Here is a 23,968-nt window from a genome sequence, read left to right as displayed (position 1 = left end):
AAATTGTCCTCCTATAACTAAGAATAGATATAACTAAAATAGCACGGATTGAAAAAGTTTTCCACAGATTACGATAAAAAAGGTTAGAAAAAAATACTTTTCCACAAAACGGGATAAAAGAAAAAAGGAAATGCACATGTTCGAAAATGCACTATCCACAGGTAGAAAAAGAATGTGCATAACTAGAAAAAAATCTCTCTTATCCACAGATCTATGTGAAGATCATGCCTTGATAATACTAGGTTTTAGGGCAGTTATCAACAGCTGGAAAAGCGATTGTGGAAAACTTTTCTACAGGCTGTTTGTTTGTGGAAAAAGTCAAAATAACTCTGGGGAAAAAGTTATCCACAAAAATTAGCTGTAAACAGCAAACCCACACAAATCAAGGGAATTGTGGATAAAGAATGGTCGATTTTGAGCAAACTTCTTATTGACAAACTAGTACTTGACTCGTTATACTATCAAAGTATGTCTGTGCGCATAAGCATTATCCTGATGGAGGTGGAAATAAATGAAAAGAACGTATCAACCAAATAAACGTAAACGTCAAAAAGTTCACGGATTCCGTAAACGTATGAGTACAAAAAATGGACGTCGTGTTTTAGCTAGCCGTCGTCGTAAAGGCAGAAAGGTTATTTCTGCGTAAGCCACTGAATGCCAGTGGTTTTTTTTTATGCCGTTTTTGCGGAATATAGTGTCTGACTTTTGGCAAATATGGTATTATTGACAGGTGAGTGGTTACGGATTCAATCCGTTTCGCGAAGCTTAATTGAAAGAAGTGAAGGAACCGAAGATGAGAAAATCCTATCGAGTAAAAACAGAGCAAGATTTTCAAAAAGTTTTTCAGGCAGGAAATTCTTTTGCAAATCGGAAGTTCGTGGTGTATGTCTTACCTAAAGAGCAATCACATTTTCGAGTTGGTTTATCTGTAGGAAAAAAAGTCGGTAATGCAGTGAAGCGAAATGAGGTCAAACGCAAGATTCGTGCGAGCTTAACGGAAATGAAGCCGCGAATCGAACCAGCGATCGATTTTATTGTGATCGCCCGTCCAAGTATCGCCACTTGTTCCTCAAAGGAAATCTACTCGAATTTAGAGCATGTCTTAAAGCTTGCCAAAATTATTCATTAATGGAAAGGAATTAGTTACGTGAAAAAAGGGAAACGCGTCTTACTATTTTTGGGAGTTCTCTCATTAGTAGTTGTCTTATCTGCCTGCGGTGCAACAGGTGAAGTAAATGCACAAAGTACCGGTCTATGGGATCGTTACATCGTTTATTATTTTGCAGAGGCGATCAAAGCCCTCTCCTTCGGCAATGCCGGGATCGGGATCATCCTCTTTACATTGATCATCCGGGTCATTTTGATGCCGTTGATGCACTTTCAAACCAAAAGCATGCGCAAAACGCAAGAATTACAACCGAAGCTAAAAGCGCTGCAGCAGCAATATGCGTCAAAAGATACAGAAACACAAAGCAAGTTAAAAGAAGAAACACAACGTTTGTATGCGGAAAACAATGTCAATCCCTATGCCGGCTGTCTACCATTATTGGTACAAATGCCGATTTTGATGGCCTTGTGGCAATCGATCTCACGGGTTCCTGCTCTGCAAGAAGGAAAATTCTTATGGCTGCAGCTGGGTGATCGTGACCCATACTTCATCTTGCCGATTTTAGCGGCGCTCTTTACTTTTGCAAGTACCTACTTATCAAGTATGAGCCAAGTGGAATCAAATGCGAGTTTGAAAATCATGAATTTCGCTATGCCGATGATGATCTTACTGATGGGGATCAACATTGCCAGCGGTCTTTCCTTGTACTGGGTTGTTTCTAATGCATTCCAAGTCTTGCAAACAATGATCTTAAATAACCCATTCAAGATTCGCCAAGAAAGAGAAGAAGCCGCCCGCAAAGAACGCGAGCGTGAACGAGCCCTGAAAAAAGCAATGAGTCCTAAAAAGAAACGGAAAAAATAAGAGGAGGTTGCACTGCAATGCCGATTTATGAAAATCTGACAGTAGCTGAAGCAATTCAAGAGGGATTGCAAGTCCTTGGTATCACCAAAGATCAAGCAGTAATCGAAGTCCTGGATGAAGGAAAAAAAGGCTTCTTGGGGCTAGGAAAAAAACAAGCACGGGTCTCCATTGAAAAAAGAATCGTTGAAGAACCGGCACCCGTTGAAGAAGTACCAGCAAAACCGCTGGTAGAACCAGATCCTGTGACGACAGAGGATGCAAGCAGTGTGATGGAGGCGGCCGCGAGCGAACCTGTTTTGCTGACGGATCTTTCAGATGAGGAAGCACTGGCTCAGTTGGGACTCTATCTGACAAATATTTCAAAAGCATTGAATGCACCTGCCTTAGTAAAAACCGCTCGTCAAGACGGCGTGATCATCTTTCAATTAGAAACGCAAAAACAAGGCATTTTGATTGGGAAGCACGGCAAAACCTTGAATGCACTGCAATATTTGGCGCAAGTTTATATTCATCGCATCGCGAAAAACAAATTGTCGATCGTTGTGAATGTCGGGGATTACCGTGAAAAACGTCAAGCGATCTTAGAACGTTTGGCCAGCCGTACTGCTGAAAAAGTCAAACGAACAGGCCGCCCGGTCTTTTTAGAGCCGATGCCGGCGTTTGAAAGAAAGCAGATCCATTCCGTATTGAGTAAAGATGCGTATGTTCAAACTCATTCTGAAGGGGATGAACCGTATCGCTACTTAGTAGTGGAACCTGCGGACAAACGAATTTAATGAAAAAAGGGAAAGGCGGTCTGACAAGCCTTTCCCTTTTTTGATGGGAAAAAGCGATTGACAACAAATTTAAAACCAAGTATCCTTGACTAGAAATCATTCTTATCAAAGTCAACATACGTTACGTAGGTCAGCCTTTGGTATCAAAAAAGAGTCCGTATGCCGCGGACTCTTTTTTGTATTTCGTTGTTCAAAGGGGCAATTAGCCGCCAATGGTTGATTGAGTAAATTGAACCACCGTACCATAGGCAAAGATCTCAAGGTAGGTTTTGTCGCCTTCGACGATGCGGTCGTGTTCGAAATGACAGTTGATCACTGCATTCGCACCGTAGCTGTGAGCTGTTTCTTTTAAGCGATAGGTCACATCTGCCAAAAGATCGTTCAAATTCACAGATGTATCAAATAGATCTACTTCGATTTTGTCTGCCGCAAAGACGATATCCCGCACGACATAAGGCCGATTCACGTTTCCTGTCGATAAAATGATTTCTTTAATGCGGGCAGCACTGTTTGATGATTTGATGGTTTCCATAATAGATCCCTCTTTTCTTATTCTTTGCTTTTATTTTAAAGGTTTTTGCGGACAGATGCAAAATTTAAAAGTTTTTGAAGGAAGCTTGCGACTCGCGCAAAAATGTGCTAATCTATTTCCAGAATTTAATTGACAAGCAGTCAAAGTGCTAAGTCTACTCGTTTTTATTGATTTTCAATCAATTTGACGGGTGGAGTGGGCACTTTTTTTATGTGAAAAAATAGGAGGAGCATGCAACATGGCGAATATTACGCAAGAATTTGATACGATTGCCGCAATTTCCACCCCGCCAGGCGAAGGGGCCATCAGTATTGTGCGATTAAGCGGGGAAGAAGCAATCGCAATTGCGGATCGGATTTTTCAAGCAGGCACTAAAACCCTCGCCCAAGTCCCTAGTCATACGATTCATTATGGTCATATCGTGGACCCAGAAGAAAACCGTTTGATGGATGAAGTGATGCTTTCAGTGATGAAAAAGCCGCGGACCTTTACCCGAGAAGATGTCGTTGAGATCAACTGTCACGGCGGGATCGTGGTCGTCAATCAACTCTTGCAACTGGTTTTACGACAAGGTGCACGTTTGGCTGAGCCGGGAGAATTCACGAAGCGAGCCTTTTTAAATGGACGGGTTGATCTTTCTCAAGCCGAGGCGGTGATGGACCTGATTCGTGCTAAGACCGATAAGGCGATGAATCTCGCTGTCAATCAGCTGGATGGCAATCTTTCCCACTTGATTCGGACCTTACGCCAAGAGATCTTAGAGACGTTGGCGCAAGTTGAAGTGAATATCGATTACCCTGAATACGATGATGTGGAAGAATTGACGACCCGCTTATTGTTAGAAAAGGCCACGATGGTCAAAGGGCAGATCCAAGCCTTATTAGCAACTGCCCAACAAGGAAAAATTTTGCGAGAAGGTCTGAGTACTGCGATCATCGGTCGGCCGAATGTCGGTAAATCCAGCTTATTGAACCATTTATTAAGGGAAGAAAAAGCTATCGTAACAGACATTGCTGGTACGACTCGAGATGTCATTGAAGAGTATGTCAATGTTCGCGGGGTACCGTTGAAACTGATCGATACGGCTGGTATCCGCGAAACGGAAGATGTCGTTGAGAAAATTGGGGTCGAACGCAGCCGCAAAGCACTGGCAGAAGCGGAGTTGATTTTGCTGGTTCTCAACCAAAGCGAAGGATTGACCCAGGAAGACAAACAATTGCTGGAGCTGACTGCTGGCAGCCGTCGGATCATCTTATTGAATAAGACCGACCTTGAGCCAAAACTAGCGCCCGCTGAATTAGCGCAGTACGCAGCAGATGAACCGATTTTTCCTGTCTCTGTATTGACCAACGAAGGCTTGGATCAACTGGAACAAGCCATTGCCGATCTATTCTTTGGGGGGAAAACCACCGACAAGGATGCTTCCTATCTTTCTAACACCCGCCACATTGCCTTATTAGAAAATGCCGTTCAGTCGTTGTCTGAGGTCATCCAAGGGATCGAAGCAGGAATGCCTGTCGACTTGGTTCAAATCGATATGACACGCTGCTGGGACTATCTAGGAGAAGTTGTCGGAGACAGTGTCCAAGATGAGTTGATCACCCAATTATTTAGTCAGTTTTGTTTAGGAAAATAAAGAATGCGCCACTGGCGTAAAAAGGAGAACACCATGCAAGAATATCAAGCAGAAAGTTATGACGTGATCGTTGTTGGTGCCGGCCATGCCGGATCAGAAGCTGCCTTAGCAGCCAGCCGAATGGGGGCAAAAACCCTTTTACTGACCATCAACTTAGACATGGTCGCATTCATGCCTTGTAATCCCTCCGTCGGCGGACCAGCAAAAGGCGTCGTGGTGCGCGAAATCGATGCTTTAGGCGGAGAAATGGGCAAAAATATCGATAAAACCTACATCCAAATGCGGATGCTCAATACAGGAAAAGGTCCCGCAGTGCGGGCTTTGCGGGCGCAAGCCGATAAACATGCCTATGCGGCTGAAATGAAACGAACGATCGAAAAAGAAGCCAATCTAACACTGCGCCAAGGGATCGTTGAAAAGCTGATCGTTGAAGAAGGCGAGTGCCGTGGCGTCGTGACATCTACAGGCGCTCGTTACCAAGCCCAAGCTGTAGTGATCACTGCAGGAACAGCGTTGCGAGGGGAGATCATCATTGGAGAGTTGAAGTATTCTTCTGGTCCAAACAACTCCCAGCCATCGATTGGATTAGCCGATCATTTGAAAGAGCTTGGTCTAGAGATCGCTCGTTTTAAAACCGGTACACCACCGCGGGTCAAATCCAGCACCATCAACTATGAGGTAACGGAGATCCAGCCTGGCGATGAACAACCGAATCACTTTAGTTACAGCACACCCGATGAAGCCTACAATCAAAACCAAGAACCTTGCTGGTTGACCTATACGAACGAAGGGACGCACCAAATCATCAACCAGAATTTACATCGGGCGCCGATGTTTACAGGGATCGTCGAAGGGGTAGGTGCCCGTTATTGTCCATCCATCGAAGACAAAATCGTGCGTTTTGCAGACAAATCTCGTCACCAACTATTCTTGGAGCCAGAAGGATTGAACACCGAAGAAGTGTATGTTCAAGGGCTTTCTACTTCTATGCCAGAAGACGTCCAAGTCCAAATGCTGCATTCCATCGCAGGTTTAGAAAAAGCGGAAATGATGCGGACGGGCTACGCCATTGAATATGATGTCGTGGTACCTCATCAATTGCGTCCAACATTAGAAACCAAAGTCATCGAAAACCTCTTTACGGCAGGACAAACCAACGGAACCAGCGGCTATGAAGAAGCGGCCGGTCAAGGCTTGATTGCCGGCATCAATGCCGCTTTGAAAATTCAAGGCAAAGAACCTTTCATTATGAAACGCAGCGACGGTTATATCGGTGTGATGATCGATGATTTGGTGACCAAAGGAACCAATGAACCATACCGTTTATTGACCTCTCGTGCCGAATACCGCTTATTGCTGCGTCATGATAATGCCGATCTGCGTTTGACCGAAGTGGGACATCAAATTGGGCTCGTCCCAGAAGCGCAATACGAAGCATATGTAGCGAAAAAAGAAGCTGTTGAAGCAGAAATCAAACGCTTGTCTAAAATCCGCATCAAACCAACGCCAGAAGTACAAGCATATTTGACTGCCAAAGGGACGGCCACCTTAAAAGATGGCGTTTTAGCAAATGAATTCTTGCGCCGGCCTGAAGTGACGTATGCGGAAATGCTGCAATTTATTGAAGCCAATGAAGCATTGAAGCCAAAAGAGATTGAACAAGTCGAGATCCAAATCAAATACGAAGGTTATATTAAAAAAGCCCTCGAAAAAGTGGAGAAACTCAAACGGATGGAAGCCAAACGCATTCCTGAAAACATCGACTATGCCGCTATCAATGGCTTGGCAACTGAAGCCAAACAAAAACTGCAAAAAATCCAACCCGAAACCATCGCCCAAGCGAGCCGTATCAGCGGAGTAAACCCAGCTGATATTAGTATTTTGATGGTGTATATCGAACAAGGGAAGATTGCAAAGGTTAACTAAAGACGGTGAATATTCTTTGAAAAACCAATTTATAAATGGTAAATAGAGTGTCAAAAGCCCGCTACGAGAGTAACTCGCAGCGGGCTTTTTGTGTTAGCAATTGAATTATTCAACTTTTTCAATCGTAGTGGTTCCCCAGTTCATGATGTTGCTGAGATGGACATAGCCATCGTACAAATTCAAGAAAATTGAGAAGGCACAGACGATATAGATCAATACATAAAAATTATTGGCCTTTTTGTTACGCCATAAGACAAAGCCATCTAAAATCAAACCTAATGGAAAGAGAAATGAGCCGATTCCAGCTAACAGTAGCAAGAGCAGACTTTCATCTTTTTCCGTTGCCATCGTTCTTTGGAGTAACGACAATTTTTCTTTTTTGTCGTTAATCTCTTGATTATTGGTTTCGATCCGCTCTTTTAACGCTTCGTTTTCCCGCAAGAGCTCATCAATCGAGACTTGATAGAGATCGCTCAACAAAATCAAATTCTCAATATCTGGATAGCCGCGCCCGTTTTCCCATTTTGAAATCGACTGGCGTGAAATCTGTAATTTTTCTGCGACTGCTGTTTGCGACAATCCGGAAGACTCGCGACAGCTTTTTAATTGTTCTGCTAAAGCCAATGTATGCTCCTATCTGCTATTTAACAACTAGCTTCCCATTTGAGATCGTGGTTACGACACTCCCATTGGTAGTGATTATACCTGCTTTTTGCTTAAACGTACAGGTGGCTTTAGTGGACGTGTGAGTTAATGAACTAGAAGTGATACTTCCTCTGTGAGCAACTAAACTTAAATTCGAAGTGCCTGTAAATTGATTGCGGCTATTGACCGTGACATTGTAACTAGCGGTCCAATTACCGGTGGATGTTTTTGACACGCGATACGTTCCTGCTGCCAGATTTGCCCGGAATGACGGCAATTTTTCAATGGTCAAAATCAACTCGTTGCCTTCTTCATCTACGGTGATCAGCTGCTCATAGGGACTATCTGATGCTAAGTCGTAAACGAGTTCAGGTTCTTCCACTGTTTGGGCGGCAGCTGGGAGAGCAAAGAGGAAACAAATAAAAATAAACGGCACAAAAAATAATTTTTTCACAAACACCACTCCTTGTACTTTTGATAATTCAAGTATACAAGGTTTATTTAGTTAAAGAAAGCACAAGCTAGTTTACAGGGGTAACGGATGGTTTACAGTTGTTGCTAAATCAGCATTTCATAGGCTTATTTTTTAGGATGTCGAGAAATTTTAAAAGTAATGGTTCATTCAAAAGGTCTTCGTTTTTTAGGTTTCTGACAATGAAACGCTGTTTTTTAAAAGAAACGTTAAAGAAGCGGTTGCTTTAGTTTTAACCAAACCTAGCTGTAAAAGGAAACAAAAAAGCGAAAGAGAAGGTAACGTTTCGCGCCGTTAAAACGACAAACGTAAGACCTCCTTCCGCTTTTTTGCGGCCAATTTTATTCTCCTAAATCAATATCCTTTTGATGGTCACCATCTTTTTTATAAACGTTCACCACGGATTCTTTGTTTTCGGCAATTTCTTTGGCACGGGCGATGGCCTCTGCTTTCTTGTCGAAATGATCACTGGCACGTTTTGCTCCTTTGGAACGGACTTGCCATTGGTCCTCTTCATACACAACTTCAACATCCGCATTCATTAATTTTTTCGCATTTTTATTGGTTTGATGGGCATCATCTTTTTGCGGATTTTTCTCTTTCTGAAAAGCTATCTTCTCCTCTTCATCTGCATTGTCATACCATTTTTCTGCTTGACTCGTGGCGATCGGGATCGCCCGATCATCGGAATAGCCATCGGCTAGCAGGGCATTGGCGATATCGATCGCTTTTTTACGAACTAAGGGGTCTAGATTCTTCATTGACGCAGGATAATCACGGACATTCCAAGGCATTGTTTGGTTCCTCCTTTTTCTTGATCCAAAGTCATTTTCCTAGGGGTTCCTTTTTACAGGCACCACCAGATATTACTTATTAGTTTACCCCCTTCTATAAAAAAGTGAAATCATTTGCTTTCTGGTCAAAAATGAGGGCACTTTCTTTTTTCATTTTCTAATAAACGAGGATTTATTTTTGTTAACAAAGCGTTATATTTCCCAAAAAAAAATGAATGGTTTAGAATTTTATTATAGAGAAAAGGAGGACGTAAGAATGAGTGAACCTATTTTGACTGATCCACGGGAACTTTATCACACGGGTAAATACAGCAAACAGGAACAAGATACGCCTGCTTTACAAGAAGAAATGCGACCAAAACCTGATTGTGGTGAAGACTCTTATGAGGGAAGTCAGCAGTTAGAAAACCGGCGGGTACTGATTACCGGTGGGGATTCTGGGATCGGACGAGCAGCAGCGATTGCCTTCGCTCGTGAAGGAGCAGACATTGCCCTGCACTTTTTCCCAGGAGAAGAAGAAGATGCCGAAGAAGTTGCAGGGTACATCAAAGAAGCCGGACGCAAAGTGATTTTGCTACCCTATGACCTGCGAGACGAAGCGGCACCACAAGAGATCGTTGACAAAGCGGTAGCAGCATTAGGTGGGTTAGATACATTAGTATTGAACGCAGCCCAGCAAATCACGCGGCCATCGATTGCAGAATTACCGATTGAACAAGTGAAAGACACTTTTATGGTAAACATTATCTCAATGTTTGCATTAGTCAAAGCTGCTGAGCCACACTTACCGGCTGGGGGAGCGATCGTGACAACGACTTCTGTCCAAGCCTTTAGTCCAAGTGCTCATTTAATGGATTATGCGGCAACCAAATCGGCGATCGCCAGTTTTACAGTTAGCTTGGCGAAACAATTTGCTGAAAAAGGGATTCGGGTCAATGGGGTAGCCCCAGGACCAATCTGGACACCATTACAGTTAGATCATGGCCAACCGCAAGACAAGCTGCCTGAATTTGGTCAGCAAGCATTACTGGAGCGGGCAGGACAACCAGCTGAGCTGGCACCCGTCTATGTCTTTTTAGCTTCCAATAAAGCTAGCTATGTGACAGCACAGATTTATGGTGTTACCGGCGGAGAAGCCATCAACTTGTAAGCTTATCAAAAAATCGGAGAAAAAGGAGGAGGTGTCCTATGAGTAAAGGGTGGAAAATCGTATCAATCATCGTTTCGTTGATCTTTATCACTGTCTTATTACCAATCGTTTTAATGAGTAATCCTTACATGCAGCTGCCATTTGGTTTGGACAGCAGAGGCAATGTCGTCACGTATTTCTTTGACAACTTGTTTATGCGTCAATATATGTTTTGGGTAGCCGTTGTTTTGATCGCCGTATTCTTGATCGTGATCTTAGTCGTGCTGTTTTATCCAAAAACCAAAACAACCTTTGTTTTGAAAGAGGATAAGGGCGTATTGACGATCGATAAGAAAGCGATCGAAGGACTTGTACGTACGAAAGTAAATGAAAAAGAATTTGTTGAAGGACCAAAAGTTCATGTCAAGGCGACCAAAAATCGAATTTTAATCAAAATCAAAGGCCGCTTGAAACGGACGTCTGCCTTAGTTGGCAAAACCGAAAACTTAATGGCGGAAATCCAACAAGATGTCCAACGAGTGCTTGGCTCAAGTGAAAAAGTCAAAGTCGAAGTCAATTACGCGAATTTTGAACAAAATGAGACTCCGGAAAACCCGCGAGTAGAATAGGAGGGCTATGATGAACGAACTACAACAATACAAAATCCCATTGATTTTTGGAGCAATCGGCCTTGTTCTGGCTGTGTTGTTTGTAACGATCGGTTTTTTCAAAACATTGCTGATTCTACTCCTAACAGGTTTGGGTTTTGCGCTAGGATTGTATCTCCAACGTACCGGTATCATCGACGAATTTTTTAACCAACAATAACGTATTTTATAGGAGGAATTTTTAATGAATAACGATAAAAACGAATTAAACAATGAAAAAAATGTCAGTGCACATCCAGATCCAGTGGTTCCCAACACCAATCATCAAGCCAATGAAAATGCGATTCCAATGACTGAATCACCTGATCCAGTAGTACCAAATGCTGAAAAAGCAGTAGCAGGACAACAAAATGGACCAAAACCAGGGGATCATCCAGCACCAGGAAATCCAGATCCAGCCGGACATCATCCAGCACCGCCAAAACCTGGACACAACGATTTTGAAGGACCAACCGGGGATGCACCCGTTCATGGTTCATTGACCTATGATGATAAAGTGATCCAAAAAATTATCGGAATTGCATTAGAAAATGTAGATGGTCTGTTGACGGTCGATGGTGGTTTCTTCTCTAATATTGCTGAAAAATTAGTTAATACAGACAATGTGACTGCCGGTATCAATACTGAAGTTGGGAAAAAACAAGTAGCCGTTGATTTAGATATCGTGGTTGAATATGACCGCAACATCCCAGAAATCGCTGAACAAGTCAAAGAAGTCATTCAAAAAGAAGTAACGACAATGACCCAATTAGAAGTGATCGAAGTCAACATCAACGTTGTAGATGTAAAAACGATCGCTGAATACGAAGAGGAACAAGAAACGGTTCAAGACAAAGTAACGTCAGCTGCTTCTAAAACCGGCGACTTTGCTTCACGTCAAACCAACAAAGCCAAACATGCGGCTTCCCGCGCGTCTGATCGTATCGAAGAATACAACGAACCTCGCGTGAAATAAAAAAGTTTCATATGAAACAAAAACAAGCATTGATCCTGAGATCAATGCTTGTTTCTTTGAGAAAAAAGCTGACCAGCAGGGTTGGCAGCCTTGCTGGTCAAGGAAAAATGAAAAAAGTTTTTTGGATTGAAATGAGTATAATTTCTATGCCTTAAACCAACCTTAAAGCCCCAGTTAAAAAATAGTAAATTCTCCTAGAAAGCAATCTCTGGCTATTGCATCGCACTGCTTTTTGCGTTAAAGTAGGAACTAGTCTGTGAAACATTTTTCTGTTTCACAAAATAGAAAGGATTCGTTATGCTACCTGAAGAATTTCATGAAGAATTACGCAAAAACGGGATCGTTTTAACCGAAGAACAAATGGAAAAATTCGCTGTCTATTTCGAGCGTTTAGTCGAATGGAATCAGAAGATGAATCTAACCGCAATCACGGAAAAATCAGAAGTGTATTTAAAGCATTTCTACGATTCTGTTTCCTTAGCTTTTGAAACCGCCTTTGACCCGCAAAGTCATTTGTGCGATGTCGGTTCAGGTGCTGGCTTTCCAAGTATTCCACTAAAAATCGTGTTTCCTGAATTAGAAGTGACGATCGTCGACTCTTTAAATAAGCGCATCACCTTTTTACAAACTCTTGTGACGGATCTACAATTGGAAAATGTCCACTTGTACCATGACCGTGCAGAAACATTTGGTCAAAACCCGCAATTTCGTGGGCAATTCGATTATGTGACCGCTCGAGCGGTTGCCCGTTTGAATGTGTTAACGGAACTCTGTGTGCCATTGGTGAAAAAAGCAGGCTATTTTTATGCGCTCAAAGCTGCCAAAAGCGAGGAAGAACTGGTTGAAGCCAAACCAGCGATCTCACTCTTAGGCGGCAAATTTATTGAAGAAAAAAGCTTTACCTTACCGGTCAGCGGCGATGAACGCCATCTTTTGATCATTCAAAAGAAAAAAGAAACGCCAAAGAAATACCCCCGCAAACCGGGAATGCCAGCGAAACAACCAATTAAATAGGAGGAAAATCAATGGCCCGTATTATTTCTGTTGCAAACCAAAAAGGCGGCGTAGGCAAAACCACCACAACGGTGAACCTAGGTGCGTCCTTAGCATTTGTCGGCAAAAAAGTGTTACTCGTAGATATTGATGCCCAAGGCAACGCCACAAGCGGTGTCGGCATTCGCAAACCAGATGTGGAACAAGACATCTATGATGTATTAGTCAATGAAACACCGATCGTTGAAGCGATTTTACCTAGCAGCCGAGAAAACTTGGATATCGTTCCAGCGACGATCCAATTAGCTGGTGCGGAAATTGAATTGACCTCCATGATGGCACGGGAATCTCGATTGAAATCGGCTTTGAATGAAATCAAAGAACAATACGATTATATCTTTATCGATTGCCCGCCATCTTTAGGTCATTTGACGATCAATGCCTTTACCGCCAGTGATTCGATTTTGATCCCAGTCCAATGTGAGTACTATGCATTGGAAGGGCTGAGCCAACTATTGAATACCGTGCGTTTAGTACAAAAACATTTTAACCCTGAGTTAGAGATCGAAGGGGTCTTACTGACGATGTATGATGCCCGCACGAACTTAGGCGCGGAAGTCGTGGAAGAAGTCCGCCGCTATTTCCAAGAAAAAGTATACGAAACCATTATTCCGCGGAATATCCGGTTGTCTGAAGCACCTAGTCATGGATTGTCGATCATTGATTATGATCCACGCTCAAAAGGAGCCGAAGTCTATCAGACGTTAGCAAAGGAAGTGTTAGCCCGTGAAGAATAAAGGGAAAGGATTAGGGCGTGGGATCGATGCGTTGTTTCAAGACCTGCAAGGGTTAGAAGAAGTCGATATCAAGACAGAAAAAGTCGTTGAACTGCCTTTAAACGAATTAAGACCCAACCCTTATCAACCGCGAAAAACCTTTGATGAGCTTTCATTACAAGAACTAGCCAATTCGATCCAACATTCGGGGGTCTTTCAACCGATCATCGTGCGGCAATCATCCGTCAAAGGCTATGAGATCATTGCTGGTGAACGCCGGTTTCGAGCATCCAAATTAGCTGGCAAGGAAACGATCCCAGCCATCATCCGCAATTTTGATGAAGAAGCGATGATGCAAGTCGCCGTTTTAGAAAACTTGCAGCGGGAAGATTTAAATCCTTTAGAAGAAGCAGAAGCCTATGACATGCTGATGAAGAACTTGAAATTGACCCAAGCACAAGTCGCTGAACGTTTAGGGAAAAGCCGCCCGTATATCGCCAATTATTTGCGGTTACTGTCCTTGCCGAAACTCGTCAAAGAAATGGTTCAAGATGACCGTTTGTCTATGGGGCAAGCCCGGACATTATTAGGCTTGAAAAACAAAGAACAGATCTTAAAATTAGCCAATCGTTGTGTCAAAGAAAATCTGACAGTCCGCCAATTAGAACAAATGGTCGCTGAGATGAACGACACGAAAAACGAAAAGAAAAAAGTGCCGCGTCTGATTCGGGAAAAACCGTACTATTTACGAGAAAGCGAAGAACGGTTGATGGATAAATTCGGCACGAATGTCGAGATCCGCGAAAAAGAAGGCAAAGGAAAAATCGAGATCGAATACCTGTCACAAAAAGATTTAACCCGTATTTTAGATTTATTGAACATTCAATTTGATGAAGCTTGAGGTGATAAAGATGTATGATCTTGGGGATATTGTCGAAATGAAAAAACCGCATGCCTGCAAAGCCAATCGTTGGGAAATCATCCGCATGGGGGCAGACATCAAAATAAAGTGTACGAATTGCGGCCACATCGTCATGATGACGCGCCGAGAATTTGATAAAAAGATGAAGAAAATCCTAGAAAAAAAAGAGAAAGAGTGAAGTGAAGCATGGCGTTAACTGCCGGAATCGTTGGATTGCCAAATGTGGGCAAATCTACTTTATTTAATGCAATAACCAAAGCAGGAGCAGAAGCCGCAAACTACCCGTTTGCGACGATCGATCCGAATGTAGGAATGGTGGAAGTGCCAGATTGGCGCTTACAGCGTTTAACAGAATTAGTCCGTCCGAAAAAGACGGTCCCAACCACCTTTGAATTTACGGATATTGCCGGAATCGTCCGCGGTGCCAGCAAAGGGGAAGGATTAGGGAACCAATTTTTGAGCCATATCCGCCAAGTGGATGCGATCTGTCATGTCGTTCGTTGTTTCGACGATGACAACATCACCCACGTGGAAGGCCGCGTGGACCCATTAGCTGATATCGACACCATCAATTTGGAGTTGGTTTTAGCGGATTTAGAATCCGTCAACAAGCGCTATACTCGGGTCGCAAAAATTGCCAAAACCAAAGACAAAGATGCAGTTGCGGAACTGGCCGTTCTTGATAAGATCAAACCGGTCTTAGAAGAAGGGATCTCTGCTCGTTCGATCGAATTTACAGATGAAGAACAGCGCATCGTCAAAAGTTTGTTTTTACTAACGACCAAACCAGTCTTATACGTTGCCAACGTAGCAGAAGAAGACGTGGCAGACTATGAAACCAATGACTATGTCAACAAAGTGAAAGAATTTGCAGCAAGCGAAAATGCGGAAGTGATCGTCATCAGTGCTCGTGCAGAAGAAGAGATCGCTGAGCTGGAAGAAGAAGACAAAGCAGAGTTTTTAGAAGCATTAGGAATTGAAGAATCAGGGTTGGATCAATTGATTCGTGCCGCCTATGATTTGCTGGGTCTAGCAACGTACTTTACCGCTGGTGAACAAGAAGTGCGTGCGTGGACGTTCCGTAAAGGCATCAAAGCACCGCAAGCAGCGGGGATCATCCATACGGACTTTGAGCGCGGCTTTATTCGTGCGGAAACTGTTTCCTTTGAAGATCTGAACCAATACGGCACGATGCAAGCGGCCAAAGAAGCCGGTCGGGTACGTTTGGAAGGAAAAGATTATGTCGTGCAAGATGGCGACGTGATGTTGTTCCGTTTTAACGTATAAAGGGCTTTCTTCCCAGTGAATTTGTGGTAAAATGTCCATTGTGAAGAAAACGCAGAAGGGAGAATCAATTCATGGAACCAGAAACTCTGCGAAATTATGTTTCCGAAAATCGTGAATTAGAACAACAATTAACAAAACGAAACCAACAATATATATTTGATTTAAAAAAATCGCTAGAGGCAGCCAACCTTTCTGAAGAAGAAAAAACGATTGCCTTGCATGAGATGCTGCCGGTCTTAGTCAAAGAACAAAAAGGCGGCAAAACGGCCCGCCAATTATTTGGTACAGTGTCTGAACGTACCGAAGCCATCATCAACAAACCCGTTGAGCAAAAAGAATCCGGCCCCTTCTTGATGTGGTTGGATAACACCTTGCTGATTTTAGGGATTTTTGGGTTGATGCTAGGGGTTATGGGAATCTTTACTAGAGGACAAGCACAACCTTATGGCTTATTGACCCTCTTCTTGATGGCGATGCTTGCTGGTTGGGTCTTCTACTTGATGTACAAATACATGTATCAATATGAACGCCCGGGTGCTGATAAGAGCAAACGGCCGAAGATGTGGAAGATCATTTTGATTTTAGTCGCAGCCTTCATGCTATGGATCGTTGTGATCTCGCTTTCTGCGATGATCCAGCCACCATTGAATCCACAAGTGGACCCTGTGATCGAAGCCTTGATCGGGGCAGTGGCATTAGCAGCGAAGTACTACTTGAAACGCAAATACAATATCATCAGCAGTCTGTCTGTTCCTAGAGGCTGATGGCTACACGTTGATCGTGCGCCTTCTTTTGTTAAAAAAGACCGCACGATCAGCGTGTTTTTTTAGAAAAAATGGCGAATTATGAGATTTGACCAAAGGTTTGAAGAGGATTATTAAGAAAGCTTTCCGAATGGTTGACTTATGAAAAAATCTTTGCTATTTTTTTTAAAATACCTAAAAACTTTAAGGAGTGGTTACAAAAATGTCCAACTGGGAAACCAAATTTGTAAAAAAAGGGTTAACGTTTGATGATGTCTTATTGATTCCGGCAGAAAGTCACGTCTTGCCAAATGACGTGGATATGAAAGTGCAGCTTGCCCCGAATATTACACTAAATATTCCAATCATAAGTGCCAGTATGGATACCGTAACTGATAGTAAAATGGCGATCTCAATGGCGCGTCAAGGCGGACTTGGCGTGATTCACAAAAACATGAGTATCGCCGCGCAAGCAGATGAAGTGCGCAAAGTAAAACGTTCTGAAAGCGGCGTGATCATCGATCCGTTTTTCTTAACACCAAGCCACTTAGTTGCTGATGCAGAACATTTGATGAGCAAGTACCGCATCAGTGGGGTACCGATCGTAGAAACGATGGAGAACCGCAAATTAGTCGGTATCATCACGAACCGCGACATGCGTTTTGTCACGGATTATACGATGCCGATCAATGATGTGATGACCAAAGACCAATTGATCACAGCACCTGTCGGTACTTCGTTGAAAGACGCGGAAAAAATCTTACAACAACACAAGATCGAAAAATTACCGATCGTTGATGAAGCAGGGATCTTAAGCGGGTTGATCACCATCAAAGATATTGAAAAAGTGATCGAATTCCCGAATGCAGCCAAAGACACGCATGGACGCCTATTAGTGGCAGCAGCAGTCGGCGTTACCAGCGATACCTTTGAACGTGCACAAGCATTATTGGATGCAGGCGTGGACGCGATCGTCATTGATACTGCCCATGGACACAGTGCGGGTGTTTTACGAAAAATCTCTGAAATTCGCGCGCACTTCCCAGAAGCAACATTGATTGCTGGAAATGTTGCCACTGCAGAAGGCACGAAAGCATTGTATGATGCTGGTGTCGATGTCGTAAAAGTCGGGATCGGTCCAGGATCGATCTGTACTACTCGGGTGGTAGCCGGTGTCGGAGTTCCTCAATTGACAGCGATCTATGATGCAGCCTCTGTGGCACGTCAATATGGCAAAGCAATCATTGCCGATGGTGGGATCAAGTACTCTGGCGATATCGTTAAAGCTTTAGCAGCTGGCGGACACGCTGTAATGCTCGGTAGCATGTTGGCAGGAACTGACGAATCACCAGGTGAATTTGAAATCTATCAAGGTCGTCGCTTCAAAACGTACCGCGGAATGGGTTCATTGGGGGCAATGGAAAAAGGCTCCAGCGACCGTTACTTCCAAGGGGGCGTAAACGAAGCCAACAAATTGGTTCCAGAAGGCATTGAAGGACGTGTCGCTTATAAAGGCAGCGTTTCTGATATCATCTTCCAAATGATCGGCGGGTTGAAATCAGGGATGGGTTATGTCGGTGCCGGCAATCTGCAGCAATTACGTGATGAAGCACAATTCATCCAAATGAGCGGCAACGGACTAAAAGAATCACATCCCCACGATGTTCAAATCACGAAAGAAGCACCAAACTACTCCGTAAAATCATAAAATGTTTCACGTGAAAACCAACGCCCCCTCTGTTCAAAAGTGGACAGAGGGGGCGTTTGGTTCTAAAAAAGGGTGCCGATCTTGCCAAAATGGCTGAGATCGGCACCCTTTTCTCTAAAATCGCTGCTGGATGATCAGCAAATCGCTTTAGCAGTAACTTATTCGTTTGATTTCAACGCATCGATCATATTGACATGAGTCAGTTTCACATGGGTGACGTACATCACGATGATCGTAAAGAGAATCGTCATGCCACCGGCTAAAGCATAAGCCGGCCAATTGATCACTAATGGAAAGACCATGTTCTCCATCGAAGCTTGGATCAAAATAAAGTCAGTCAAGAAGTAACCTACCACGTAACCGGCGAGAATCCCAAATAACGTAAAGACGATATTTTCTCGTATGATGTACATAGTCACTTCCTTATTGTAAAACCCTAATACTTTGATAGTAGAAAGCTCGCGAATCCGCTCGGAAACATTGATGTTGGTCAAGTTATACAAGACGACAAAGGCTAATGCCCCTGATAATACAACTAAGATCAAGACAATGGCGTTCAAGTTACCCATCGAATCATCCTGCATTTTGATCTGAGTGGAAAGGAACGTCGTGTTTTTGACTTTGTCGGTATCTAACAAGGCTGTTGATAAAGCTTCCTCTTGTTTTTTCGTCATCGTCTTGCTTTTGACTAAGAACGCATTTGGTTCAAAGGTACTATTGGTGATTTCTTCATAAACGGTCGGCGACAGATAAAGAGAATTGCCTAAATAATTTTCTGCGATGCCACTAATAGGTACTTCATAGGCTTCTTGATCGCTGGTATAGAAGGTCAATGTATCGCCAACGTGCAAATCATATAATTCTGCGTACTTCATAGTCAGCACGGCACCCTCTGTTAATGACAGCTTCTGTCCTGCCGTCGTTTTCAAATGGACATAGTCTGCAAAAGCATCCTGATCTGCCGGAACCATCAAGGTCAGACTTTGTTTTCCTTGGTTAGTCGGTCGAATCTCGATCGTTTCATTGTAGACTAGCATCGAATGGGTCACAAGAGGCTCGTCTGTTAAAACCGTTTCAGCGGCAGCAACGGTTTCTTCCTTCGCATCATTTAAGGTCACGACGGCTTGATAATCCGTAATGGGCCCAAATTGTTTTGCAGTCACGGCACTTAGAGAATCTTTCAACCCAACGCCTGCCACCATCAGTCCCGTACAACCGGCGATGCCAATGATTGCCATGATCATTCGCGATTTGTAGCGGAAGATGTTACGGAAGCTGACTTTTTGATTGAAGCTTAAACGGGACCATAAGGGGGTAATTGCTTCTAATAAAATCCGTTTCCCGGGCTTTGGTGCGCGAACTTGCAGCAGCTGGGCAGGTTTTTCCCGCAATTCTTTGATCAGAACAAACAGACAGGCACCAAGCGTCGCCAGTAAAAAGGCGATTGCGGACAAAATAATTGGCGACCAGACATAATAGACGCGAATCCCGTCTAAAAGATACCGTTCGCTGGATAGGAAATAGATCAAACGCGGCAACAGTTCGGTTCCTAATACGGCACCACTAATAATGCCAATGGCCGAAGAAAGGAGGGCATAAATCAAATATTTAAGGGAGATCTCGACTTTGCCATAGCCTATCGCTTTTAAGGTACCGATCTCTTTGCGGTTTTCTTCTACCATCCGCGTCAGTGTCGTAAAGGTGATCAACGCAGCGATAAAGAAGAAGAAGACAGGAAACACATTGGCGATCGCTGCGATACGATCAGACAGCCCACCATATTCTTGGAAACCGGGATTGTCTTTGCGTTGGTTGTAAAGATACGTCGGCTCTGCCAAGTCTTCGATCTCTGCCCGTTTTTCTGCCAGTGTTTGTTGGGCATCGGTTAGTTCTTGTTGCTGTTCATCTAATTGGTCTTGCTGCTGTGTCAATTCTGCTTCTCCAGCCGCCAATTGGCCTTCGAGGGCTGCTTGTTGTACGGGCGGCAGCTGTGCCAAGGCGGCTTGCTGTTGTTCTAGTTCCGCTTTGGCCTGATCCAGTTGGGCTTGTCCATCAGCTAACTGTTTTTGTCCATCGCGGACTTCTTTTTCTGCAGGGGCTAATTCATCAAAAGCGTCTTGTTGAATTTCTGCTAAGCGTTCCTTAGGACGGTCCGCAAACAGTTCCTCAATCGTTTCTTGATGGGCTGCCATCTTGTCGGTGTACGTATCGGAGTATGTTTCAAGCCCGGCGACATCATCAAAGGCGAGATAGAGGATCGATTTGACCTCCATCGTGAACTGTTCTTCCGGTACATAAGCAAAGTACGTCACGACACCGCTGCCGACATTTGCATAGCCCCGTTCGGCAGCACTGATATAAATGGGAGAAGTGGCAAACCCAACGATCGTATACTCTTTGTCCGACAGATTATCGGCATCATCGATCGTAAAAGTATCACCTATTTGCCAGCCATAATTTTTTGCTTCGGTGTCCAGCACGATTTCATCGGCTTTTTCTGGCAGTCGGCCGTCCTTCACCAGTAACTGGTTGAGTTCCTGTGAGGGGTCATAGGAGGTCACTTGCACGACTTCATCTGAATTGGCAGCGTAATAAAATTGATAGGCGGCTTCTGTGTGAGCACCGCTTTTTTCCGCGGCATCAATGTCTTCCTCTGTCAATCCCAGTGTTGAAGTGACTTGCAGATCTGCTAATTGCTGGCCGTTGACATATTCACTCGCGGAATGGTTCAGGATCGGGCCGGTTGCTTTGACACCGACAAAGAGAAACGTTCCTAAAAAAATGATCAAGGTGATTGCGATAAAGCGGCCTTTTGATTGGCGAATCTCTCGCAAACTTGCTTTAAGATAGGTCTTATTTTTCATCAGATCCTCCTACCAAACGATTTCATCGATCGAGATGGGATGAGGATTCTCTTCAATGGAACGGACAGTGGCATCGTTGATATGGATCACCCGATCGGCGATCGGGGCAATGGCGCTATTATGGGTGATGATCAACACCGTATTGCCATTTTTCCGGCTAGCGTTTTGCAAAAGCTTCAACACTTGTTTTCCTGTTTCAAAGTCCAAAGCACCAGTCGGTTCATCGCATAGTAGCAGTTTCGGGTTTTTGGCTAACGCCCGAGCGATCGATACCCGCTGCTGTTCCCCACCAGAAAGCTGAGAAGGAAAGTTGTTTTTGCGGTTTTCTAACCCGACTTGGGCCAAGACTTCATCAGGATCGAGTGCATTCGGTGAGACTTCAGTAGCCAATTCAATGTTTTCTTTTGCTGTCAGATTTGGGACCAAATTATAAAACTGGAAGACAAACCCAACGTCTGTGCGGCGGTATTCTGTTAATTGTTTGTCGTTAAACTTCGCGATATCGACATTGTCGATAATGATTTCTCCTTCATCTGGCGAGTCCATCCCGCCTAAGATATTCAAAACGGTCGATTTTCCGGCACCACTAGGTCCAAGAATCACCACTAATTCGCCTTCTTCAATGGCAAAGGAAAGATCATTATTGGCAGTGATAGTGGTTTCGCCCATCTGATAGCGTTTATATTCATTCTTTACTTCAACATAACTCATTAATAAAGCCTCCATTTTTTAAACACGTGTTGATTTAATCACATGGTGTTAGTATACTAAGAAAGAAAAGTAAGAGCAATCCTCAATGCTTGCTTATTTGTCATTAAATAGACAAATATTGATTAAATGTACAGAGAAAAGGGGAAACGATATGGTAGGGACTGTCGGGAACCGTCGAACGATCTACTCGAAAAAAGTGATCCGGCGCGCCTTTCAGGAGTTATTGTTGGAAAAAGAGTATCGCAAAATCACGATCAAAGAGATTGCGGAACGAGCAGATATCAATCGGGGAACATTTTATAAATATTATAAGGACACAGCCGCTTTGTTGGAGGAGATCGAAGGGGAGCTCGTTGAGCAGATCGCATCGAACTTGCAGCAGGAAAATTTGTCATTGGATCTTTGGCTGGAAAAACTATTGACGATTTTGTATGAGAATCCTAGTACCACCCATTTGATTTTGTTGAACAACAGCCATTTGCTGAATCTTTTGTTGTCAGAAATCAAACCGGAGACCTTGAAACGATTTGCCCAATACTTTCAAGATGCTTCCGAGGAAGAATTGGAACTGTGCCTTAGCTTTTTTGTCTGCGGGTCTATCGGTTTGATCGAACGCTGGCTCAAAGATTTTTCAACGATGCCGCCAAAAGCTGTCGCTGATCTATTGATTCAAATTTTTGTGACTAATGTGTATGAAGAAAAGAAGGGCTAAAAAAGAGGGAATGATCCAATAACCAAAAAGGAACGCAGCAAGAGACAATTTGCTGCGTTCCTTTTTCTCTTAATCAACGAGGCGTTCATCGTTCATCCCAAAGTATTGATGCAACGGTTTTTGCCGTGCTTCTAATAATTGATCGACGGTCACGAATTCGTAGCCTTCGTTTTTGAGTGTTTTAATGACTCCCGGTACGGCTTTCACAGATTTCGGGTGGATATCATGGATCAAGATCATGGCACCATTAAAGACATTTTGTTGAACCAAGGCATTGATTTTCTTCGGATCCTTCAATTTCCAGTCTTGAGAATCGATGTCCCATTGAATGATCGGCATGCCGATGGTTTCTGCGCTTTGTTTGTCGATAGCGCCATAAGGTGGCCGTAAATTCCTAGGTAGTAAACCCGTCGCATGGTAAATGGCTTTATTGGTTTTCGTAACTTCTGCCTGCAAATCTTCCGCTGAAAGAGTATTCAGCTGCGGATGAGAGTAAGAATGACTGGCGATCTCGTGCCCGGCTTCTTGGACTTTTTTGGCAGCTTGTGGATATTGCTCAACCATTTGTCCCAGCATAAAGAAGGTCGCTTTGACGTCATTTTCTTGTAAGATGTTCAAAAGATCCATAGTGGAGGTACTGTTGGGTCCATCATCAAAGGTCAATGCCACGTATTTTTTATTGGGGTCAAGACTTGGCAAGGCATTGTTGAGTTGGTCAGCAGCCACGAGATCAGGATCAATGAATGGGGCGATCTCGCTGTAAGACAGGGTGATTTCTGTCGCTTCCGTCTGATTTTTTGGCAATTCGATGGTCAGCTTTTCCGGATCATAAGTAAATTTCGAATCGAAGGTGATCCGCTCCATGGCCAAGACGGCATCGATGATTTTGGCGGGTTCCTTGGCTTGATCCAGCAGTTTCTGCTGAATGACTTGTTGAATACCTAATAAGCTGCCTTCATCAGGAACAAGTTCTTTCAAAGACAATTCGGTTTGCGTCTTCTCTGATACGAAGATCGGTGCATCTGTTAAACGATCAGCATCTTCAAAACGACCGGTTTCTCGATTCCATACATAGCTGTCGGCTTTTAATGAATAGGTAGAGACTTTTGCAGCTACCGTTTGTGCTTGGATACGGGCAACGGTGACGACTTCTTTTTCCGTTTGTTTTTTGCGCAATGACTCAGCGGCTTTTGTCAACCGGTCTTTGATATCTTTGATGGGAAACGTATCGAGGTCTTGCGGGCGGTAGATCAGTTCTTTGTTTGCTCCTTCTGAGAGCACTTCAGGCGTTGTTTTTAACCCATTTTGGCTTTGTTCTGCTTGGATTGATGCCAGTAATTTCTCTGCAGCTGCCTCATATTTTGCTTTGGCCGCAACTTCTTGTTGGTGCAAGGTGTAAAGAACCGAGCCAGCCGTTGCGATCAAAACGATCAATAATAAGGCAAATAAGGAAAAAATTGCTTTCCGATACGGCTTCTTTCTCGAGGGTGGTCCTTTCGGTCTTTCTTCAGCTGATGCTGTTCGTTTTTGATTATTGTTTGGTTTCTTGTGCAAGTCACTCCGACGGGCATAGGTCTTTCGTTCGGGCATTGGTGAAGCTCCCTTCATTCCATCCTAAATTATGCCCACGTTACCATAAGTCACAGGCACTTTCAACGATCATGCCCGGTTTCTGATAGAGGATTAAAAAGACAAAGGGATTTTTCTAATTATTCGCTTAAAAATTACAGCCTTGTTGCGTTGTTTC

26 protein-coding genes are annotated in these 23,968 nt (G+C 43.6%); 19 read left to right on the top strand and 7 right to left on the bottom strand.

Translation table 11 applies throughout. The features are described from left to right. Nucleotides 1-511 precede the first annotated feature (511 nt). The 4 genes from rpmH (at nt 512) to jag (ending at nt 2,748) form a co-directional block, all read left to right on the top strand. On the top strand, nt 512-646 hold the full coding sequence (gene rpmH, locus IGK85_RS16620; protein ID WP_002356012.1) for a 50S ribosomal protein L34: 135 nt from the start codon (nt 512-514) through the stop codon (nt 644-646). Nucleotides 647-793: 147 nt separating this feature from the next. After that, entirely contained in the window at nt 794-1,129 is a 336-nt protein-coding gene (rnpA, locus tag IGK85_RS16615) for a ribonuclease P protein component (protein ID WP_008376940.1), read from the top strand. A gap of 18 nt (nt 1,130-1,147) precedes the next feature. Continuing rightward, nucleotides 1,148-1,972: a YidC/Oxa1 family membrane protein insertase gene (locus tag IGK85_RS16610; RefSeq protein ID WP_008376942.1), complete on the top strand. Its 825-nt coding sequence runs from the start codon at nt 1,148-1,150 to the stop codon at nt 1,970-1,972. Nucleotides 1,973-1,989: 17 nt separating this feature from the next. Further along, on the top strand, nt 1,990-2,748 hold the full coding sequence (jag, locus tag IGK85_RS16605; protein WP_008376943.1) for an RNA-binding cell elongation regulator Jag/EloR: 759 nt from the start codon (nt 1,990-1,992) through the stop codon (nt 2,746-2,748). 202 nt (nt 2,749-2,950) lie between these two features. Here jag and IGK85_RS16600 read toward each other — a convergent pair whose 3' ends face one another. Beyond that, on the bottom strand, nt 2,951-3,280 hold the full coding sequence (locus IGK85_RS16600) for a heavy metal-binding domain-containing protein (protein ID WP_005226284.1): 330 nt from the start codon (nt 3,278-3,280) through the stop codon (nt 2,951-2,953). Between the two features lie 238 nt (nt 3,281-3,518). Here IGK85_RS16600 and mnmE point away from each other — a divergent pair, with 238 nt between their 5' ends. Continuing rightward, nucleotides 3,519-4,916: a tRNA uridine-5-carboxymethylaminomethyl(34) synthesis GTPase MnmE gene (gene mnmE / locus IGK85_RS16595; protein ID WP_008376948.1), complete on the top strand. Its 1,398-nt coding sequence runs from the start codon at nt 3,519-3,521 to the stop codon at nt 4,914-4,916. 33 nt (nt 4,917-4,949) lie between these two features. Then, on the top strand, nt 4,950-6,842 hold the full coding sequence (gene mnmG, locus IGK85_RS16590; RefSeq protein WP_008376950.1) for a tRNA uridine-5-carboxymethylaminomethyl(34) synthesis enzyme MnmG: 1,893 nt from the start codon (nt 4,950-4,952) through the stop codon (nt 6,840-6,842). 105 nt (nt 6,843-6,947) lie between these two features. On the opposite strand, the gene IGK85_RS16585 is transcribed toward mnmG, so the two are convergent. The 3 genes from IGK85_RS16585 to IGK85_RS16575 form a co-directional block, all read right to left on the bottom strand. Next, entirely contained in the window at nt 6,948-7,466 is a 519-nt protein-coding gene (locus IGK85_RS16585) for a helix-turn-helix domain-containing protein (RefSeq protein ID WP_005232932.1), read from the bottom strand. 16 nt (nt 7,467-7,482) lie between these two features. Beyond that, entirely contained in the window at nt 7,483-7,950 is a 468-nt protein-coding gene (locus tag IGK85_RS16580; RefSeq protein ID WP_035006413.1) for a DUF5626 family protein, read from the bottom strand. A gap of 350 nt (nt 7,951-8,300) precedes the next feature. Next, complete coding sequence (locus IGK85_RS16575) at nt 8,301-8,753, bottom strand: DUF2188 domain-containing protein (RefSeq protein ID WP_008376955.1); 453 nt, start codon at nt 8,751-8,753, stop codon at nt 8,301-8,303. Between the two features lie 256 nt (nt 8,754-9,009). Between IGK85_RS16575 and IGK85_RS16570 the strand changes: the two genes are divergently transcribed. The 12 genes from IGK85_RS16570 (at nt 9,010) to guaB (ending at nt 17,934) form a co-directional block, all read left to right on the top strand. Continuing rightward, nucleotides 9,010-9,903, top strand: a complete 894-nt coding sequence (locus IGK85_RS16570) for an SDR family oxidoreductase (protein ID WP_008376956.1) — start codon at nt 9,010-9,012, stop codon at nt 9,901-9,903. 38 nt (nt 9,904-9,941) lie between these two features. Beyond that, entirely contained in the window at nt 9,942-10,511 is a 570-nt protein-coding gene (amaP, locus tag IGK85_RS16565; RefSeq protein WP_008376957.1) for an alkaline shock response membrane anchor protein AmaP, read from the top strand. 7 nt (nt 10,512-10,518) lie between these two features. Beyond that, complete coding sequence (locus tag IGK85_RS16560; RefSeq protein ID WP_005226258.1) at nt 10,519-10,710, top strand: DUF2273 domain-containing protein; 192 nt, start codon at nt 10,519-10,521, stop codon at nt 10,708-10,710. A gap of 24 nt (nt 10,711-10,734) precedes the next feature. After that, nucleotides 10,735-11,505: an Asp23/Gls24 family envelope stress response protein gene (locus IGK85_RS16555; RefSeq protein WP_005232937.1), complete on the top strand. Its 771-nt coding sequence runs from the start codon at nt 10,735-10,737 to the stop codon at nt 11,503-11,505. Nucleotides 11,506-11,516: 11 nt separating this feature from the next. Continuing rightward, nucleotides 11,517-11,660, top strand: coding sequence for a hypothetical protein (locus tag IGK85_RS16550; RefSeq protein ID WP_005232938.1), 144 nt, complete (start codon nt 11,517-11,519; stop codon nt 11,658-11,660). A 142-nt stretch (nt 11,661-11,802) separates the two neighbouring features. After that, nucleotides 11,803-12,519 (top strand): 16S rRNA (guanine(527)-N(7))-methyltransferase RsmG, encoded by a 717-nt coding sequence (rsmG, locus tag IGK85_RS16545; RefSeq protein ID WP_005226256.1) that lies wholly within the window; start codon nt 11,803-11,805, stop codon nt 12,517-12,519. 11 nt (nt 12,520-12,530) lie between these two features. Then, the gene (locus IGK85_RS16540) at nt 12,531-13,295 is read left to right on the top strand and encodes a ParA family protein (RefSeq protein ID WP_005226255.1); all 765 of its coding nucleotides are present in this window, start codon (nt 12,531-12,533) and stop codon (nt 13,293-13,295) included. Further along, the gene (locus IGK85_RS16535) at nt 13,285-14,175 is read left to right on the top strand and encodes a ParB/RepB/Spo0J family partition protein (RefSeq protein ID WP_005226254.1); all 891 of its coding nucleotides are present in this window, start codon (nt 13,285-13,287) and stop codon (nt 14,173-14,175) included. The genes IGK85_RS16540 and IGK85_RS16535 overlap by 11 nt, the downstream gene beginning before the upstream one ends. Nucleotides 14,176-14,185: 10 nt before the next feature. After that, on the top strand, nt 14,186-14,374 hold the full coding sequence (locus IGK85_RS16530; RefSeq protein ID WP_005226253.1) for a DUF951 domain-containing protein: 189 nt from the start codon (nt 14,186-14,188) through the stop codon (nt 14,372-14,374). An 8-nt stretch (nt 14,375-14,382) separates the two neighbouring features. Then, nucleotides 14,383-15,483, top strand: coding sequence for a redox-regulated ATPase YchF (ychF, locus tag IGK85_RS16525; RefSeq protein ID WP_005226252.1), 1,101 nt, complete (start codon nt 14,383-14,385; stop codon nt 15,481-15,483). A 71-nt stretch (nt 15,484-15,554) separates the two neighbouring features. Next, a complete protein-coding gene (locus tag IGK85_RS16520; RefSeq protein WP_005226251.1) occupies nt 15,555-16,247 on the top strand; it encodes a DUF1129 domain-containing protein in 693 nt (230 codons plus the stop codon). A gap of 202 nt (nt 16,248-16,449) precedes the next feature. Further along, nucleotides 16,450-17,934: an IMP dehydrogenase gene (gene guaB, locus IGK85_RS16515; protein ID WP_005226250.1), complete on the top strand. Its 1,485-nt coding sequence runs from the start codon at nt 16,450-16,452 to the stop codon at nt 17,932-17,934. 158 nt (nt 17,935-18,092) lie between these two features. On the opposite strand, the gene IGK85_RS16510 is transcribed toward guaB, so the two are convergent. Together IGK85_RS16510 and IGK85_RS16505 are read right to left on the bottom strand one after the other, a co-directional pair. Continuing rightward, complete coding sequence (locus IGK85_RS16510) at nt 18,093-20,798, bottom strand: FtsX-like permease family protein (protein ID WP_429972330.1); 2,706 nt, start codon at nt 20,796-20,798, stop codon at nt 18,093-18,095. 9 nt (nt 20,799-20,807) lie between these two features. Next, nucleotides 20,808-21,509: an ABC transporter ATP-binding protein gene (locus IGK85_RS16505; RefSeq protein ID WP_008376960.1), complete on the bottom strand. Its 702-nt coding sequence runs from the start codon at nt 21,507-21,509 to the stop codon at nt 20,808-20,810. Nucleotides 21,510-21,594: 85 nt separating this feature from the next. Here IGK85_RS16505 and IGK85_RS16500 point away from each other — a divergent pair, with 85 nt between their 5' ends. Continuing rightward, the gene (locus IGK85_RS16500) at nt 21,595-22,221 is read left to right on the top strand and encodes a TetR/AcrR family transcriptional regulator (RefSeq protein WP_005232942.1); all 627 of its coding nucleotides are present in this window, start codon (nt 21,595-21,597) and stop codon (nt 22,219-22,221) included. A gap of 69 nt (nt 22,222-22,290) precedes the next feature. Here the strand turns inward: IGK85_RS16500 and IGK85_RS16495 are convergent, their stop codons facing one another. Continuing rightward, the gene (locus tag IGK85_RS16495) at nt 22,291-23,811 is read right to left on the bottom strand and encodes a polysaccharide deacetylase family protein (RefSeq protein WP_008376962.1); all 1,521 of its coding nucleotides are present in this window, start codon (nt 23,809-23,811) and stop codon (nt 22,291-22,293) included. Nucleotides 23,812-23,968: the final 157 nt, after the last annotated feature.

This window comes from Enterococcus sp. AZ015 (assembly GCF_050499225.1).
Lineage (GTDB): Bacteria > Bacillota > Bacilli > Lactobacillales > Enterococcaceae > Enterococcus_D > Enterococcus_D entomosocium.
Note: the sequence above shows the minus strand (reverse complement) of the source record. Positions and strands in the feature narration are given on the sequence as shown.